At 38.7% G+C, this 15,505-nt stretch carries 14 protein-coding genes; 12 read left to right on the top strand and 2 right to left on the bottom strand.

Annotation, left to right across the window (positions count from 1 at the left end):
• Nucleotides 1-134 precede the first annotated feature (134 nt).
• The 12 genes from N3F66_03290 to N3F66_03235 all read left to right on the top strand — a co-directional run bounded on the left by N3F66_03290 (nucleotide 135) and on the right by N3F66_03235 (nucleotide 13,087).
• Complete coding sequence (locus N3F66_03290; GenBank protein MCX8123170.1) at nucleotides 135-2,102, top strand: molybdopterin-dependent oxidoreductase; 1,968 nt, start codon at nucleotides 135-137, stop codon at nucleotides 2,100-2,102.
• Nucleotide 2,103: 1 nt separating this feature from the next.
• Nucleotides 2,104-3,156 carry a 4Fe-4S dicluster domain-containing protein gene (locus N3F66_03285; protein ID MCX8123169.1) on the top strand — a complete coding sequence of 351 codons (1,053 nt, stop codon included), beginning with the start codon at nucleotides 2,104-2,106 and terminating at the stop codon, nucleotides 3,154-3,156.
• A gap of 9 nt (nucleotides 3,157-3,165) precedes the next feature.
• Nucleotides 3,166-3,999 (top strand): FAD/NAD(P)-binding protein, encoded by an 834-nt coding sequence (locus N3F66_03280; GenBank protein ID MCX8123168.1) that lies wholly within the window; start codon nucleotides 3,166-3,168, stop codon nucleotides 3,997-3,999.
• Nucleotides 3,996-4,502: a hydrogenase maturation protease gene (locus tag N3F66_03275; GenBank protein MCX8123167.1), complete on the top strand. Its 507-nt coding sequence runs from the start codon at nucleotides 3,996-3,998 to the stop codon at nucleotides 4,500-4,502. Before N3F66_03280 ends, N3F66_03275 begins: the two co-directional genes overlap by 4 nt.
• Nucleotides 4,492-6,354 carry a proton-conducting transporter membrane subunit gene (locus tag N3F66_03270; protein ID MCX8123166.1) on the top strand — a complete coding sequence of 621 codons (1,863 nt, stop codon included), beginning with the start codon at nucleotides 4,492-4,494 and terminating at the stop codon, nucleotides 6,352-6,354. The genes N3F66_03275 and N3F66_03270 overlap by 11 nt, the downstream gene beginning before the upstream one ends.
• Nucleotides 6,355-6,382: 28 nt before the next feature.
• Complete coding sequence (locus N3F66_03265) at nucleotides 6,383-8,056, top strand: NADH-quinone oxidoreductase subunit C (GenBank protein ID MCX8123165.1); 1,674 nt, start codon at nucleotides 6,383-6,385, stop codon at nucleotides 8,054-8,056.
• A 12-nt stretch (nucleotides 8,057-8,068) separates the two neighbouring features.
• Nucleotides 8,069-8,968, top strand: a complete 900-nt coding sequence (locus N3F66_03260; protein MCX8123164.1) for an NADH-quinone oxidoreductase subunit H — start codon at nucleotides 8,069-8,071, stop codon at nucleotides 8,966-8,968.
• Nucleotides 8,969-8,993: 25 nt separating this feature from the next.
• Complete coding sequence (locus N3F66_03255) at nucleotides 8,994-9,539, top strand: 4Fe-4S binding protein (GenBank protein ID MCX8123163.1); 546 nt, start codon at nucleotides 8,994-8,996, stop codon at nucleotides 9,537-9,539.
• Between the two features lie 2 nt (nucleotides 9,540-9,541).
• Nucleotides 9,542-10,072, top strand: coding sequence for an NADH-quinone oxidoreductase subunit B family protein (locus N3F66_03250; protein ID MCX8123162.1), 531 nt, complete (start codon nucleotides 9,542-9,544; stop codon nucleotides 10,070-10,072).
• A 25-nt stretch (nucleotides 10,073-10,097) separates the two neighbouring features.
• The gene (locus N3F66_03245; GenBank protein MCX8123161.1) at nucleotides 10,098-10,499 is read left to right on the top strand and encodes a response regulator; all 402 of its coding nucleotides are present in this window, start codon (nucleotides 10,098-10,100) and stop codon (nucleotides 10,497-10,499) included.
• 245 nt (nucleotides 10,500-10,744) lie between these two features.
• Entirely contained in the window at nucleotides 10,745-12,694 is a 1,950-nt protein-coding gene (locus tag N3F66_03240) for a cache domain-containing protein (GenBank protein ID MCX8123160.1), read from the top strand.
• Nucleotides 12,695-12,706: 12 nt separating this feature from the next.
• Nucleotides 12,707-13,087, top strand: coding sequence for a response regulator (locus N3F66_03235; GenBank protein MCX8123159.1), 381 nt, complete (start codon nucleotides 12,707-12,709; stop codon nucleotides 13,085-13,087).
• A 38-nt stretch (nucleotides 13,088-13,125) separates the two neighbouring features.
• Here the strand turns inward: N3F66_03235 and N3F66_03230 are convergent, their stop codons facing one another.
• Nucleotides 13,126-14,967 (bottom strand): ATP-binding cassette domain-containing protein, encoded by a 1,842-nt coding sequence (locus N3F66_03230; GenBank protein MCX8123158.1) that lies wholly within the window; start codon nucleotides 14,965-14,967, stop codon nucleotides 13,126-13,128.
• Complete coding sequence (locus N3F66_03225) at nucleotides 14,964-15,443, bottom strand: SPFH domain-containing protein (GenBank protein MCX8123157.1); 480 nt, start codon at nucleotides 15,441-15,443, stop codon at nucleotides 14,964-14,966. Before N3F66_03225 ends, N3F66_03230 begins: the two co-directional genes overlap by 4 nt.
• Nucleotides 15,444-15,505 lie beyond the last annotated feature (62 nt).

The raw sequence follows: 15,505 nt of genomic DNA, 5'->3' as shown, positions 1-15,505 counted from the left end.
AACAATAAAATTCCCTATTTACAATGTCCTTGGAATGTGCCATATTCATGTCAGAGAACAAGGAATAGTAATTTATGGCACATTCTTTATTTATTTATGAATTTGAATTTCATTATGGTGAGCGAGGATAATCTATGAGTTATATGCCAGGTGTATGCACCTTTTGTGGGACAGGATGTGGTCATTATCTAAAAGTCAATGGCACATCTGTGCAGGGAGTTTTCCCCTCTCGAGTACATCCAGTAAGCAAAGGAAGGTTGTGTGTACGAGGCTGGAACATTCATGAGTTGCTTGGTACACAGGAGCGTATTGTGAAGCCCTATATCAGGGATAGTGGAGAAGTTAATTATAAAGATGCTATCGCCAAACTTGTTTCAGCATTATCATCCTATAAACCTGAAGAGATTGCGTTTTATGCTTCTCCACGTTCATCCAATGAAGACAATTTTGCACTAATGAAGCTGGCTCGCTTAACTTTTAAAACCAACAATATCAGCATACAGGCAGAATCAGGTCACCGGAATAGCCTTGACGTCCTGTACAATGGTACTGGTTTTGCAGGAATGTTAGGTTCGCTTGAGGACATTCGTAAGGCTGAAGTGCTCATTGTGGCAGGAATGGATATAACTACACAGAATCCTATTATTGGTAGTGAATTGCATTATGCAGCTCGCAATGGTTCTTTACTTATAACTATCGACAGCCGTATGACCAAGATTGCAAAACTTTCTAAAAAGTTTATCAATATCAAACCGGGTACAATGCGGAAAGTATTTGATGCAATTGGTTATTATATTGATAAAAATAATTTGGGGAAAACGGGATCGGCACATTATGATGAATATAAAAAATATCTATCCTCCATACAGTTTGATTCAATAGAAAAAGAAACAGGAGTGTTGCAAAGTGAAATAGCATTTGTTGCTGAAAAGCTGGTAAAATCAAAAAGTGCTGCTGTATTTTTCACCTCAGGTGTGTCAGGTTTAAGCTATGATACCATCGCATCAATTTACAATGTATTTGTACTAGCAGATAAGATTGGTAAGGAAGGCTGTGGTGTAAATCCAATTGCAGGCATAAACAATCTGCAGGGCAGCTTTGATATGGGGTGTGCGCCTGATTTGCTCACCGGATTTCAAAGTATTGATGATGCTCAAGCAAGGAAGAAATTTGAGAAAATGTGGGGTGCCTTACCAGCATCAAAAGGTAAGACAGTTGAGCAGCTTCTTACCGATAGTGCATCACCACTTAAGGCATTGGTAATTGTTGATCATGATGATGGTATTGTAAAATATGCAGACCGATTGAAGTCATTGCCATTTGTTGCTTATATTGGTGCTTTTACTAATAAAGTTGCAGAGTTTGCACATGTAGTGCTTCCCATTGCAACCTATATTGAAACTGATGGTACATTTACCAACACCGAGCGTCGTGTTCAGCTTGCATCAAAGAAGTGCGAGCCTTCATTTGATGTGTTGCCACTGTGGAAACTTGCCAGTGAAATAGCGCAGGCAGCTGGTACTGCATTTAATTACCAGCACCCTTCAGACATAATGGACGAGATTGCTTCGCTTACACCTACCTATGAAGGGATAAGCTATAAGCTGCTTGCAAAAAAACAGGGAGTACAGTGGCCATGCACCAAGAAGAATCCAGAGGGAACAAAATATTGTATTCCTGAAAAAGTTTCGTTTATACTTCCACAAAAACCGTATGCAGCAGTACAGGCAACCGAAAGCTATCCCTATCTTCTTATGTTGGGGAAAGCACAGCATTACTGGCATCAGAACAACATTATGCATAAGACATTTATTCCACTGCGTGAGTACAATGCCACATTGCTGTTATACCCTGATGGGTATGTGGCGATAGCTCCTGAAGATGCAAAAAAAATTGGAGTGCGTGACCGCTGGCCGGTCAAGGTGGTTGCTGAAAAGGCAAGCATGAAGGCAATGGTTATGGTTTCGGATGATGTTGCTCCCGGTACAGCGTATGTTCCCTATTTTATCAGAGAGGGAATTGCATCATTTTTGTTAGCATATAGTGACATTGTGTCACAGGGCGAAGAAGCAACTATCCCAGTACGAATTGAGAAGGTGTGATATGTATCTGATTAAGAAAAATGATGTAAAGAAAATAGCAAAAGCCTTAGAAGAAAAGTATACCGTATACGGCCCATATCTGGATGAAAAATTTGGGCAGTGTTTCTTTGATAAAACAAGTGCAGATATGGTAAATCTGGAAGCACCCATCCCAACTAATCCACCAAAGCATGTTGTATTTCCGCATCTTGAAACTATCATGCAATATAAATATGATAAAAGCGCAAAAAAGGTAGACATCGCGATGGTGTTTGATGATACACCAAAGGCGCTGTTTGGCCTGCGCTCATGTGACTTAACGGGACTACAGTGCATTGACAGATTTTTCCTTGGGCAAGAATTTGTTGATGAGGTCTATCGCCATCACCGTAGCCGTATGTTCATAGTAGCCAATACCTGTGTGGTTCCATTTAAACAGTGTTTTTGTGTGTGTACTGACAGTGGCCCTGCAGCACAGGAAGGGTATGATCTAAACCTTACGGATTTAGGCGATAGTTACCTGGTTGAGGTTGGCAGTGAAAAAGGAAAGGCATTCATTGACTCATTTAAATTTTCTGAAGCTACTGACGAACACCTGAAACAAAAACAGAAGCTAGTGGAAAAATCAATTACCATGTTTGAAGATATAGCTACAGAGTCAAAAGCATGGGTATCACGTGTCATGAATAGGGTGACAACAGGATTCATAAAAGAAGAGATATGGGAATATATTGGCAATCAATGTATTGAATGTGGTGCATGTTCGTATGTGTGCCCTACATGTACATGCTTTAATATAAATGATGCCAACACACTTGCAGGAAATACCTTAAGGCTTCGTACATGGGATTCATGTTCATACGAAGGGTATTCAAGAATGGCAGGAGGCCATAATCCCCGAAAGCCTATTGAGGACAGAAGAAATAAGAGGTTTTTCTGCAAGTTATCATATTCACAGTCAAAGAAATATTTGCGGCCAGGATGTGTGGGATGCGGTCGTTGCGCATGGGTATGTCCTGGCGATATAGGGTTGCCAAATGTTGTAACATATATCCGAAGAGAAATTCATGAATAGGTGATTGCTATGAGCGAACAGAAAATAGTAACCGTTCCTGAGATTGCCACAATTGAAGAGATCAAAGATGAAATAGTTGATGTAAAAACATTTTATTTGAGATTTGATAATAAGGAGATTGATGGCAATTTCAAGTTTAAATCCGGCCAGTTTATTATGTGCACTGTATTTGGTGCGGGTGAATTTGCCGTGTCACTGCCACCAAGCCCTGAAAACGACCGATTTCACATTACTGTGCGACGAATTGGTAAAGTAACTTACGCGCTCCATGATCTGCAGGTGGGTGATAAGGTAGGGATACGTGGGCCATTTGGCAACGGGTTCCCGTTTGAAGAAATAAAAGGCAAAAATGTCATCTATGTGGCAGGTGGTATTGGCCTTATACCGTTACGGTCATCAATTGTTCATGTGTTACAGCACAGGAAAGACTTTGGCAGAATACTGCTCCTGTATGGATCACGTTCCCCACAGGATTTGATGTACCAGTATATGCTGGATCAATGGCAAAAAATTGAGGGCTTTGAAACATTCATTACTGTTGATAATGGTACCCCTGAATGGAAGGGCAATGTAGGTATAATCACAACACTGTTTGATAAAGTAGAGATACCTGTTGAAAACACTGTGGCATTTGTATGTGGGCCTCCAGTGATGTTTAATGCTGTCATCAAAGAGCTTATGCAGCGTGGGATCAAAGATGATATGATAATCTCAACGTTAGAGAGGCATATGAAGTGCGGCGTGGGAAAGTGTCAGCACTGTGCCATCGGGAGGACCCTGGTGTGCACTGATGGGCCTGTGTATACCTATCGCCAAATTAAGACGCTGGGTGAGCAGATATGAGTTGTATGCAGACAATGCAAAATATTTTCAAAGACACTACTTGCATTGTGGGAGTAGGGAATTACTATAGGTGTGATGATGCAGTGGGTCTTCACATTGTTGATGCACTGGCATCAACAGTAAAAGATCCTCATATTGTGATATTCAATGTTGAAGACATTATTGAAAGCTACTGTTTTGCTATAGCCCAGTCAAATTGCAAAAATGTGATAATTATCGATGCAATAGAAGCTGATGCAGATGAAGGCACTGTTGTATTCGGCAAACTCAGTGACTTTGTTGAAACAGGCCTTGATGTATCAACGCACAAACTGGCATTGCGGATGTCATGTAAAATACTGGAGACATCTGGCAAAGATGTATATATGCTGGGTATAGTTATCAAGCATAATGATTTTGGAAAGGGACTATCGCCCATTATAAAAGATAAAGTAAATTCAATTGTTACTATGGTTCAGGCATCAATTATGAGCAACCAAAAGGAGTGTGTGTATGAACATTGATCTTTATGCTACGTTACTACTGGCTTTTGCTATATTGCTTGGAGCAAGTATCATTGTGCCGCTCATAGCTTCTAAAAGAAAATTAGCAGGCTGGATAAACACAGTTATAGTAGCAATTGCAGCAGGGTTGCTACTCTATGTGGCGTATATTGCAATTTTTGTACAGAAATCATCTGAGACACAGGCAATATATTTTGGCTCTGTGCCAATCTATTTTTTGATAGATGCGTTTTCAGGGTTCTTCATTGCCATTATATCCTTTATGGCAGTGATGAGTGCACTGTACTCCATTGATTATATGGAACATTATAAGGACTATTCCCTGCGTCCTTACTACATAAACTTCCCATTATTTATTCTTGGAATGATTGGTATAGTAACTGTTGATGATTTAAGTATTGGGTTTACTGTAGCATGGCAACTTATGACTATTGCATCATACTTTTTGATCCGCTTTGAATATAAAGAAAAGCAAAATGTCCGTAATGCAAATAAATACTTAATCCTTATGGAGCTTGCATGGTTGTTTATAGTTGCGGGTGCATTCCTTATCAATGGCTCTGCTATGGGAGATTCTGTACATACATTGACGCAGAAGCTTGGAGCAACCAGCGGAACAGTTCCTGTGCTGGTGTATACTCTGTTATTATTAGGCTTTAGTTTTAAAGCTGGTGTATTCCCATTTGGTCAACTATGGCTGCCAGATGCACATTCAATTGCACCATCCCCTATTAGTGCATTGCTGAGTGGCGTTATGATTAAAACTGGTATTTATGGTATAGTACGAACATTTTTCTGGATGATTCCTCATGAAGGGCATACTGTGAATCCTCTTGTATGGGGAGCTATTATAGCAACTTTTGGTGTAGTAACGTTGTTTATTGGTACCTCCCAGTCTTTAAAGCAGAGCGATGCAAAACGTCTGCTTGCATACAGCTCCATTGGCCAGATAGGTTACATTGTTCTGGCTATTGGGGCTGGTTTGTATATGTACCACAGCAACAACATGTTTGTACAGATGCTATCGTTTGTGGTCATCATTGGAATATTGTATCATGTATTAAATCATGCCATATTTAAAGGGCTGCTCTTCCTTACCGCAGGCAGTATATTATATGAAACTCATACAAAAGACCTTAATAAGTTGGGTGGTCTTTTAAAATATATGCCAGCAAGTGCAGTAATTGCAGGGATTGCCTCATTGTCGATAGCTGGTGTTCCTCCCTTCAGCGGATTTGCAAGCAAGTGGACAATAATATCAGCAACACTGCTTGGTGGCAGTCAGATATTCTTCCTTGCACTGTTTGGGATCATTGCTCTGTTTACCAGCGCATTGACGCTTGCATGCTATGTTAAGTTTTTTGGAATGTCATTTGCTTCAACTGGCATAGAATGGAATGTTGAGCATAAACCACAGGAAGTATCCTGGAAGATGCTTTTGCCAAAAGTTATTTTGGCTCTGTTATGTATAGTCCAAGGGGTTATCCCTTTTATATATTATGATACAATTACAGATATATTCAAGTCTTCATCTGGTTCAATAGTGCAGAGTTCCTTCAATGAATTGTCGGCACACAATGCTGTATTTACTTCCGCTATGGGTGTTTCAATTAACGTGCCAGGTATGCAGTATGCAAATGCAATTGCTGTCCCACTAGTTGTGATATTGATAGTGATTGTTGGATTTGCTGTTGCCTTTATAGTCAGAAAGAGTGCAGGTTCACAAGAAAAAGTTATGCCAACATGGTTGTGTGGATATCAGGACCTTAATAATAACAATAGATATAAAGACAGGCATATGTTTGCAGCATTAAAGTCCATGCTGTGGTGGACAGGTGGTAATGTGAAATAATACAACATTTATGAATAAGAGGTAGAATATGCCATCGATAGACCAAGTTAAAAAGGATTTAAAGGAAAAGTTCAAAGGCTCTGTCAAGGGCTTTGAAACACCACTTGCAACGCGGTTGTTTGTTGATGTTGATAAAAAAAATATACGGGAAATATGCAATGAAGTAATTGCAATGGGTGCCCGCTACATGGTAAGCATAGGGTACGATAATATAGCCAGAGATAATACATTGGGTTTAGTACATACCTTTAGTTTTGATAAAGATAACATCTTCTGCTGTATACGAACTAAAGTCCCTGCTGATAAGCCTGTTGTGGATTCCATCACTCCTGATATTCCTAATGCAGGGTGGTCAGAACGTGAATATATGGACTTGCTTGGCATGCAATTTGAAGGTCATCCAAAGCCAAAACGACTAATTCTGGCTGATGATTGGCCTCAAGGGATATACCCTCTTCGCAAAGAAGTTCCCTGGAATTTAATGCCGCCTGCAGCTGAGGATGTGGCATACCAGCTTGATGAGGCACCTGAAGGATGTACCACTGTTCCTATTGGTCCATTCCATCCAACACTGCATGAACCAGCACATTTTGCAGTGTATGTTGATGGTGAAACAATTAAAGGTTGTGATTACCGTGGTTTTATGACACATCGTGGTATTGAAAAATTGTGTACCACTCAGGTAACATATAATGAGGTACCGTTTATTGCAGAGCGTATTTGTGGTATTTGCGGATCAGTACATGCTACATCGTATTCGCAATCGGTTGAGTTAGCAGCGGGTATTAAAATTTCTCGGAAAGCTGAATATATCCGTACATTTATGCTTGAGCTTGAACGAATCCATTCGCACCTGCTGTGGTTGGGGGTTGCAGGTCACTTGATAGGGTTTGATACAGTATTTATGCATTCATGGCGTGTGCGTGAGCCTGTAATGTGGCTTGCAGAAAAGATTACCGGTAATCGAAAGACCTATGGCATGATTATCATTGGTGGCGTAAGGCGCGATATATTGCCACATAAGGATGATATTTTAAATGTCATGGATAAAGTAGAAAAAGAACTTATTGCAATTAAGAATGCAATAGTTGGCGACACTGCCATTCATAGAAGAACAAAAGGTGTTGGGTATATTTCAAAAGAGGATACAATCAAGTGGAGTTTGGTTGGCCCTGTTGCTCGCGCAAGAGGAGTAGATATCGATACACGCCGTGACCATCCCTATGCTGCTTATGATGCAGTACAATTTGATGTCCCGGTTGTGGATACCTGTGATGTATGGGGAACCGTTCTTGTACGTATCCTTGAAACATTTGAATCCATTAAAATTATCAGGCAAGTGTTAAAGGATATGCCTGTTGATGAACCTTTATTATATGAATTTGATGAGCCTATCAAGCCGTTGGTACATTCAATATCAGCTGTTGAAGCGCCACGTGGTGAGGTTGTACACTATGTTATCACTGGTGAAGAGAATAGGGCAGATCGTTGGCGTGTACGTGCCCCCACGTATCCTAACTTGCAGGGTGTTCCATTGATGTTGCTTAACAATCAATTAGCTGATGCGCCAATAATCATTGGCAGTATAGACCCGTGCTTCTCGTGTACTGACAGAATGGCACTGATTGATCTTAAGACTGGCAAGCAAACCATCCTTAGCAATGAAGAGCTTGAAAGTCTGTCAAGAAGCAAAAAAGTATAAGGCAGGTGGCATATGGATATTCTCTTAATACTTCTTAACATTATTGTGTTTTTGGGACTGGCACCCTTGTATGAGGGTATAATTAGAAAGCTCACTGCTAAGGTACAGTCACGGCAGGGACCACCTATCTACCAGCCTTATTTAGATTTACTTAAGCTTCTAGGCAAGGATAATCTAGTAAGTGATAACTGGGCATTCAAATTAGCACCCATGATGGCTTTTGCAGCTGTGACTGCAGTTGTAACAATAGTTCCCATTGGTTTTAAGCCAAATTATTTAACACAGTATGCTGATGTCATCACTATCGTATATTTATTAACCTTAGCAGGCATATCTATATTGCTTGGTGCATTGTCAAGCAAGAATGCATATGCAATGATTGGAGCAAGCCGAGAAATGATTACCATGATTATGGTAGAGCCAATCTTAGCTATGACCTTTATATTAGGTGCTGTGAAGATGAAAAGCTTAGCTATTGATGTGAGCATGTTCAGTATTCTTTCTACAGGGTATTCATGGTCAGTGGTGCTTATGCTGATTGTGTATCTCATGGCATTGCAGGCGTTTGTTGCTCGACAGCCATTTGATATCTCTGAAGCAGAAGTTGAAATATTAGAAGGACCTTTTATTGAATACAGTGGACCTAATTATGCACTGTTTAAATATTCAATGATGTTGAAACAGATGTTTTATGCAATGCTTTTTGTGACAGTATTCATGCCGTTTATCTATACAGGGATATTTATAGCTGATCTTATATTACAGCTGGTGGCTGTTGCACTTATCTTTGTACTCATTGCATTAGTGGGATCTACTAACCCACGGTTACGAATTGACCAGGCAGTGAAATATTATGCAGTGTTGATTTTCATATCACTGTGTACTATTGCACTGAGCGTATACGGAATTTAAATTTAAAAAAGCAAGGAGAACGATCGTGTGGCTTATAAGTAAAATAAAACAGCTATTTGTGGTTACAAAGCCTGGAACTGTTACCATGCCCTACCCCTTTGTACCAAGGCCTGTGCCTGAGAACTTCAGGGGGCAGCCCTATTGGGATCATCATAAATGTATAGGATGTGGCGGGTGTGCCAATCACTGTCCCGCTCGTACAATACTGGTGCGGGATTTATGCAATGAGCTCCGCGTGATGATGTATGATGGTTCACGATGCACCTACTGTGGCCGCTGTGCTGACCTGTGCCCCGAAAAAGCTATAACAATGACTCCACAGTATGAGCTGGCAACGGATGATAAGCGGGATATTAATGAAACAATAGAGCTTTTCATGTTAACTTGCCAGCGGTGCGGCAGGTGCTTTGACCATGAAGTCAAAAATGCAATTGATAAGTTGTCGTATTTGGGATATCGTTATGACAATTTAGAAATGCGGGCAGTTATTCCTGTTTCTTCTCAGACATTTGATAAACAACTATATGAAAAAACCAAGTCTTATAAAAGGCCTGAAAAATTAGGAGAATAGCCATGTTGGGAAAATTAGCAAAGAAGGCATTTCCAAAATCATTATGGGTATACCACTGCAATTCTGGTGCATGTAATGGGTGTGATATTGAAATATTGAATGTATTGACTCCGTATTACGATGTGGAACGGTTTGGTATTAAACTTGTTGCATCCCCCCGGCATGCTGATGTGATGCTTATTTCTGGTGCTGTTACCAGGCCTACCTTCCCGCTGGTAAAAAAAGCGTATGATGCTATGCCATCACCTAAACTTGTATTTGGTATTGGTTCATGTGCAACTGGTGGTGGGTGCTGGTTTGATACCTACAATGTTACTGGTGGTGCTGATAAGGCAATTCCAGTTAACTATTTTATACCCGGGTGTCCTCCAAGGCCGGAAGCAATTATCTATGGTGTTGCGTTAGCATTAGGCCTTGTTGATAAAAAGGCTTCTCCTATTGAATTGAAGCAGATTGAATTCCCAATAGATATCTATCAGAGAACAAAGGCATGGGAAGAAAGAAATGTAATATATCAGTTACTCTATGATTAAAATTTGGCAGGTGGGGTATACTAAAATGGCTAAAAAAATATTATTAGTTGATGACGATAAAGACCTTGTAGAAAGCTTAAAACAGGCTTTGAGTATGAATGGATATGAAGTGGAAGTGGCATATAGCGGTGCTGAAGGTTTGAAAAAGCTACTGTCATATCGTCCTGACCTTATGATTCTTGACGTTATGATGGAGACTGACACAGCGGGATTTGAAATATCCTACCAGATACGCAGCAACAGAGAGGATTCAAAATATAAGGATGTGAAAAATGTGCCAATTATAATGTTGACTGCAATTAATCAAGTGACCAATTCACGTTTTTCGCTGAATGAGGAACAATCATTCCTCCCAGGAATTAATGATTTTTTGACAAAACCTGTACGAATAGATGAGTTGATTGAAAAAATTAAAAAGTATGTATGAGTTTACAGTGATGTGCATATAGTATCACAACAACCTGTTTACAATCGCAAAGCCGGAATGTCAGGTTCTGATATTCCGGTTCTTTTTCTATTAATAGTGTACATCGTATAATCTCTATACTAGAGGATGTGATGGAGGTAATAATTTAATTTTGGTTATAGTATAATTTTAGTAAAAAGATTGCAAAATATATGCAACATAATTTATTATATTAAGCAATATTAAATGCGCGTTTCATTAAAATCATGAGAAAACGATTTGCTACACAGATTAGATTCAAATTATTTATAAGTATACTTTCCATTGTTCTTTTGTCGGGGATAGCATCAACATTTGTAGGTATATGGACAATTGAAAAGCATGTTGTTGGTCAGGCGTTTGATATTGTATTAAAGGATTTAGACACAGCTGACTTTATTTATAATAGCAGAATAGCGCTGAAAAGCAAAATGCTCAAGCATATTGCTCTGCTGGAATATATTCAATTAGCAATTATTAATAATAACAGGCAGGTATTAATCAATAAATGCAGAGAGGTACAGAGAGAATTGGGTATTGATATTGTCAACATAACTGATGCTAAGGGCAGGGTAATTGCACGTGCTAATAATAATTTATATGGCGATGATGTCTCGGATGATAATCATATTTCATATGTAATGAAAAATAAAATCCCCTGTGAAGGTACTGATATTGTTTCTCATGCACATCTTGAAAGAGAAGGTGAAGATATTGCAAAAAAAGTAATTATTGAAATAGTACCTACGCCAAAATCACGGAAAGTTGAACGAACAAAAGTTGTTGATGCTCTTGCTATACGGGTCACTATACCAATATTTTACAAAAATAATTTCATTGGAATTATTTATGGTGTACGTATTTTAAATAATTATAATGGTATTGTTGACCAGATAAAAGATCTAGTTTTTAAAGATGAAAAGATTAATGGCTTAGATGTTGGTACCTCAACGATATTTCTGGACGATGTGAGAATATGTACCAATGTAAAAAGACCTGATGGGAGTCGGGCGATTGGCACTTTGCTTTCTGAGGAAGTATACAATAAGGTGATATTACAGGGCAAGCTGTGGTGGGATAAAGCCTTTGTTGTAAGCAACTGGTATATCTCTGCATATAAGCCATTGTTAAATGTATATAATAAACCAATTGGCATTCTATATGTGGGAATCTTGGAAAAAAAATTTGATGAGATCAAAGCCAGTTCAACAGTTAACTTTGCTGCAATTACTATTTTAATAGCAATTGTTGCGGTGGGGATTTCATTGTATCTTTTGAATATTATAATAAAACCTGTACGAACACTGGTAAATGCTTCAGAATCAGTAATCAATGGCAACTATGATACACATATTGAAATAGAAAGCGAGGATGAGATTGGTTATTTGTGTTATACATTTAATCAGATGATAGATGCAATAAAAGAAAGAGACCGAAAGCTGAAAGAACAGACACAGAACCAGATATTGCAGTCTGAGAAGTTAGCTTCGCTTGGGAGGCTGGCATCGGGGATAGCTCATGAAATAAACAATCCTCTTACAGCTATTCTTACCTATAGTTCGCTACTTTTGGAAGATCTTAAAGATACAGATTTTGAGGAGGATTTGCGAGTTATCATAAAGGAAACCCTCCGGTGCAGGGATATCGTGCGTAATATTCTTGATTTTGCACGTTCAACTAAACCGGATATAAAGCGCAGAAATATTAATACTCTGATAAATGAAGTGCTGGTTATACTTGAAAAGCATGTTAACTTCCATAACATTGTCATCAATAAAGAACTGGATCCCGATGTTCCCGATATGTATATCGATGAAAATCAATTCAAATCGGTTATAAACAACCTTGCTATGAATGCAGCAGATGCCATGCCGCAGGGGGGTACACTAACAGTAAAAACTAGGTATAATTTTCATAATGACAGTATAACTATTATTGTTTCAGATACAGGTATAGGTATTAAAGAGGAACATCTGGATAAAATATTTGATCCATTTTTTACCACAAAGGAGCAGGGGAAAGGTACTGGTTTGGGGCTGGCAGTAACCTACGGCATAATTAAACGGTATCATGGTAACATCGATGTGCAAAGTGAAGTAGGTAAGGGAACAGTTTTTACCATTACTTTTCCTCTTGCAAAAAATAAAGAAGAATACCCAGTATTTCAAAAAGCGTGATAGGTGTAGGCCATGAAGGATGTACTAGCTAAAATATTGATAGTAGATGATGAAGATATTGTGCTTAAAAGCTGTCTTAGAGTATTGCAAAAGCTTGATTATGAGGTTGAAACAGCTTATTCAGGACAAACTGCTTTGGAACATCTTGAAAAGAAAAAATTTGATATTGTGCTTACTGATTTAATGATGCCAGGAATGGATGGCATGCAACTATTAGAGGAAATAAAAAAACGACATCCGGAAGTAATAGTGATAATATTTACTGGTTTTGCTACTGTAGAAACAGCACGGCAAGCGCTCAAGGCAGGGGCTTTTGACTATATTCCCAAACCATTTACTCCAGATGAATTACGAACAGTATTGGAAAATGCGGTTAAGAGTTTGAAAAAATAAAAAGCAATGATGTGGCAATCTAATACATGGCAGTTGTATTAGGCATACTCTTGAAGCAACCGTTCATAGTGTCTGCTTTTCTCTTCGTATTGTTCAATAAGCTCTTCAAGCTCATCGTAAAGGGTATTCAGAGTTTTTTCCACTTTGCGTATTTCAATTGATAAACGCTGAATTTCACTGCTTTGTTGTGATTGTGAAGCAATGATAATATCTGCATTATATTGCTTCAATAGAGTATCGTAGTGTGTAATTGATTTTTCAATCTCAGCTATTTGGTCCTGAAGGGGCTTGCACTCACTTAATTTTTCTTGCAGCAGTTTTGAACGCAATTTCCGTAATTCTTTTTTATTGCGTTTGTTTTCAAGCTGATTGGAATCATCAGATTTTTGCATGTCTAACTCATTGGCCCAACCAACTTTTTCTAAAAAGCGTTCATAGTCGCCTTCAAAAAAGGTTACGGTGTTATTTTGGAAAATAATTAATCGCTGTGCGATAGCTCTCAGTAAAAGTTCATTGTGAGTAACCAGTATTACAGCGCCTTCAAAGCTGTCCAGTGCTTCTAGGAGAGCATCACATGCTTCCATATCAAGATGGTTTGTTGGCTCATCCAGAATGAGAAGATTTATTGGTCTAACCAGAATTTTGCCCAAAAGTACGCGGCTCTTTTCACCTCCTGAAAGGACTGCAACAGGTTTTAATGCATCATCTCCTTCAAAAAGTAATGATCCACAGATAGTGCGAGCTCTCTGTTTGTTGTTATCAGGGTCACTGGAGGCAATCTCATCTTCAATTGTAGCATTGGGATTTAATGTTGCGATATTTGTTTGTTCAAAATATCCTATCTCTACACCCAGTGCTTTTGTGATTGAACCTGAGTGTGGCTGCAAGGTGCCAGCAAGGAGTTTACACAATGTAGTCTTGCCTTTGCCATTGGGACCTATTATGCAGATTCTATCGTCCGCAGCAACTGAAAAAGACAGATTTTGAATAAGAAGTTTTTCGCCATACCCAAAAGAAATTGAATCCACCTGCACAACATATTTTGATGATATAGGCTTATACCTAAATTCAAAATCTAGATTTTTTAACTGCACCAGCTTTTCTTTCTTTTGCATCTTTTCAATTGTCTTTATCCGCGATTGCACTAGATTTGCCAGCCGGGCTTTTGCTCTGAACCTGGAAATAAACTCTTCTATTTCTTTTTGCCTGCGTTCATCATTGATGCGGGTTTTTTCATAGATTTCTTCTTCTAGTGCAATCTGCTCATAAAACTGTTGGGTATTACCTTTGATTTTTTTTATCCTGTTGCGATGAATACCCAGAGTGTGAGTAACAATGGAGTCCATGAAAGCTCTGTCATGTGTGATAAATAAAAGTTCTCCCCTCCAGTTTTGTAAAAAGCGAGCTAACCAGCGGATTGAGGTGATATCAAGGTAGTTAGTTGGTTCATCTAAAAGAAGCATGTCAGGATTAAGTATTAATGTTTTTGCCAGTTGCAGTCTAACCTGATATCCCCCAGAAAGCTGGGATACTTTTTTCAGCATGTCGGTATTGTCAAATCCCAATCCTGAAAGTATTTTTTCAGCTCGCCAGTATTCATGCTGTTCTGATTCGGGCAATAATGATAATGCTTCATCGCGTACGATGTCTTTGGTGAAATGAAGTTGCTGTGACATGTATCCAATGGTGTAGTGGCGTGGAATGGTTATACTGCCTTCATCGGGCTGTTCGATACCTGCAATGATTTTAAGCAATGTAGTCTTACCCAGACCATTGCGACCAACAAGACCTACCTTTTCCTTGTGGCCTATGGTAAAAGTAACATCTTCAAAAAGGAGTGTGTTACCAAATCGTTTAGCTAATTTCTGAACGGTAATCATACTGAAATATCTAAGTCTACAAATTCAATACCGTACTCTTCTCCAAACTGGTTTAATAATTCAAGGCATTTTTTCTTAATTATATCTAAATTTTTCTCAAATTCTGATTTTGTATACCCTGCGGCAATTTTTGATAGTTCCTGTATTGCTTTGGTGCTCATCTCTTCGTCTAATTTTTCAAAAGTAAAAAATGGAGTATATGGATCCCATAATAAAAATGTTGCTTTTACAGTAAGTTGTTGACCGGAGCTATCGCCAAAAAAAATTTCTTGTGTTACCGGTACGCTTTCCCTTTTTTCAACAGGTACAATTCGCGCCGAAACAAAAGGACTTATAATATGAATTCCTGGCTTTAAGGTTGTATGGTACCGTAAATTTTTTTCAATAATGCAGATGGAATCGTCAGGAACAATCTTTACCATTCTCTTTATAATAATTAGTACCACAATAATTATAATACTATACACAATAAGCATGTTTGTACCTCCAGAAAAAAATATTCACTACTTTATGGTGAATGTTTTTTATAATAAAAATT

This window comes from Spirochaetota bacterium (assembly GCA_026414805.1).
Taxonomy (GTDB): domain Bacteria; phylum Spirochaetota; class UBA4802; order UBA4802; family UB4802; genus UBA4802.
The sequence above is the reverse complement of the archived record's forward strand: the minus strand, read 5'-3'. Positions and strand labels throughout refer to the sequence as shown.

What these genes read in the sequence shown, in the direction of transcription:
- N3F66_03265 (MCX8123165.1), top strand. Translation starts at nt 6,383, where the DNA reads ATGCCATCGATAGACCAAGTTAAAAAGGATTTAAAGGAAAAGTTCAAA.
- N3F66_03275 (MCX8123167.1), top strand. Translation starts at nt 3,996, where the DNA reads ATGAGTTGTATGCAGACAATGCAAAATATTTTCAAAGACACTACTTGC.
- N3F66_03290 (MCX8123170.1), top strand. Translation starts at nt 135, where the DNA reads ATGAGTTATATGCCAGGTGTATGCACCTTTTGTGGGACAGGATGTGGT.
- N3F66_03280 (MCX8123168.1), top strand. Translation starts at nt 3,166, where the DNA reads ATGAGCGAACAGAAAATAGTAACCGTTCCTGAGATTGCCACAATTGAA.
- N3F66_03250 (MCX8123162.1), top strand. Translation starts at nt 9,542, where the DNA reads ATGTTGGGAAAATTAGCAAAGAAGGCATTTCCAAAATCATTATGGGTA.
- N3F66_03285 (MCX8123169.1), top strand. Translation starts at nt 2,104, where the DNA reads ATGTATCTGATTAAGAAAAATGATGTAAAGAAAATAGCAAAAGCCTTA.
- N3F66_03270 (MCX8123166.1), top strand. Translation starts at nt 4,492, where the DNA reads ATGAACATTGATCTTTATGCTACGTTACTACTGGCTTTTGCTATATTG.
- N3F66_03235 (MCX8123159.1), top strand. Translation starts at nt 12,707, where the DNA reads ATGAAGGATGTACTAGCTAAAATATTGATAGTAGATGATGAAGATATT.
- N3F66_03240 (MCX8123160.1), top strand. Translation starts at nt 10,745, where the DNA reads ATGAGAAAACGATTTGCTACACAGATTAGATTCAAATTATTTATAAGT.
- N3F66_03225 (MCX8123157.1), bottom strand. Translation starts at nt 15,443, where the DNA reads ATGCTTATTGTGTATAGTATTATAATTATTGTGGTACTAATTATTATA.
- N3F66_03260 (MCX8123164.1), top strand. Translation starts at nt 8,069, where the DNA reads ATGGATATTCTCTTAATACTTCTTAACATTATTGTGTTTTTGGGACTG.
- N3F66_03230 (MCX8123158.1), bottom strand. Translation starts at nt 14,967, where the DNA reads ATGATTACCGTTCAGAAATTAGCTAAACGATTTGGTAACACACTCCTT.
- N3F66_03245 (MCX8123161.1), top strand. Translation starts at nt 10,098, where the DNA reads ATGGCTAAAAAAATATTATTAGTTGATGACGATAAAGACCTTGTAGAA.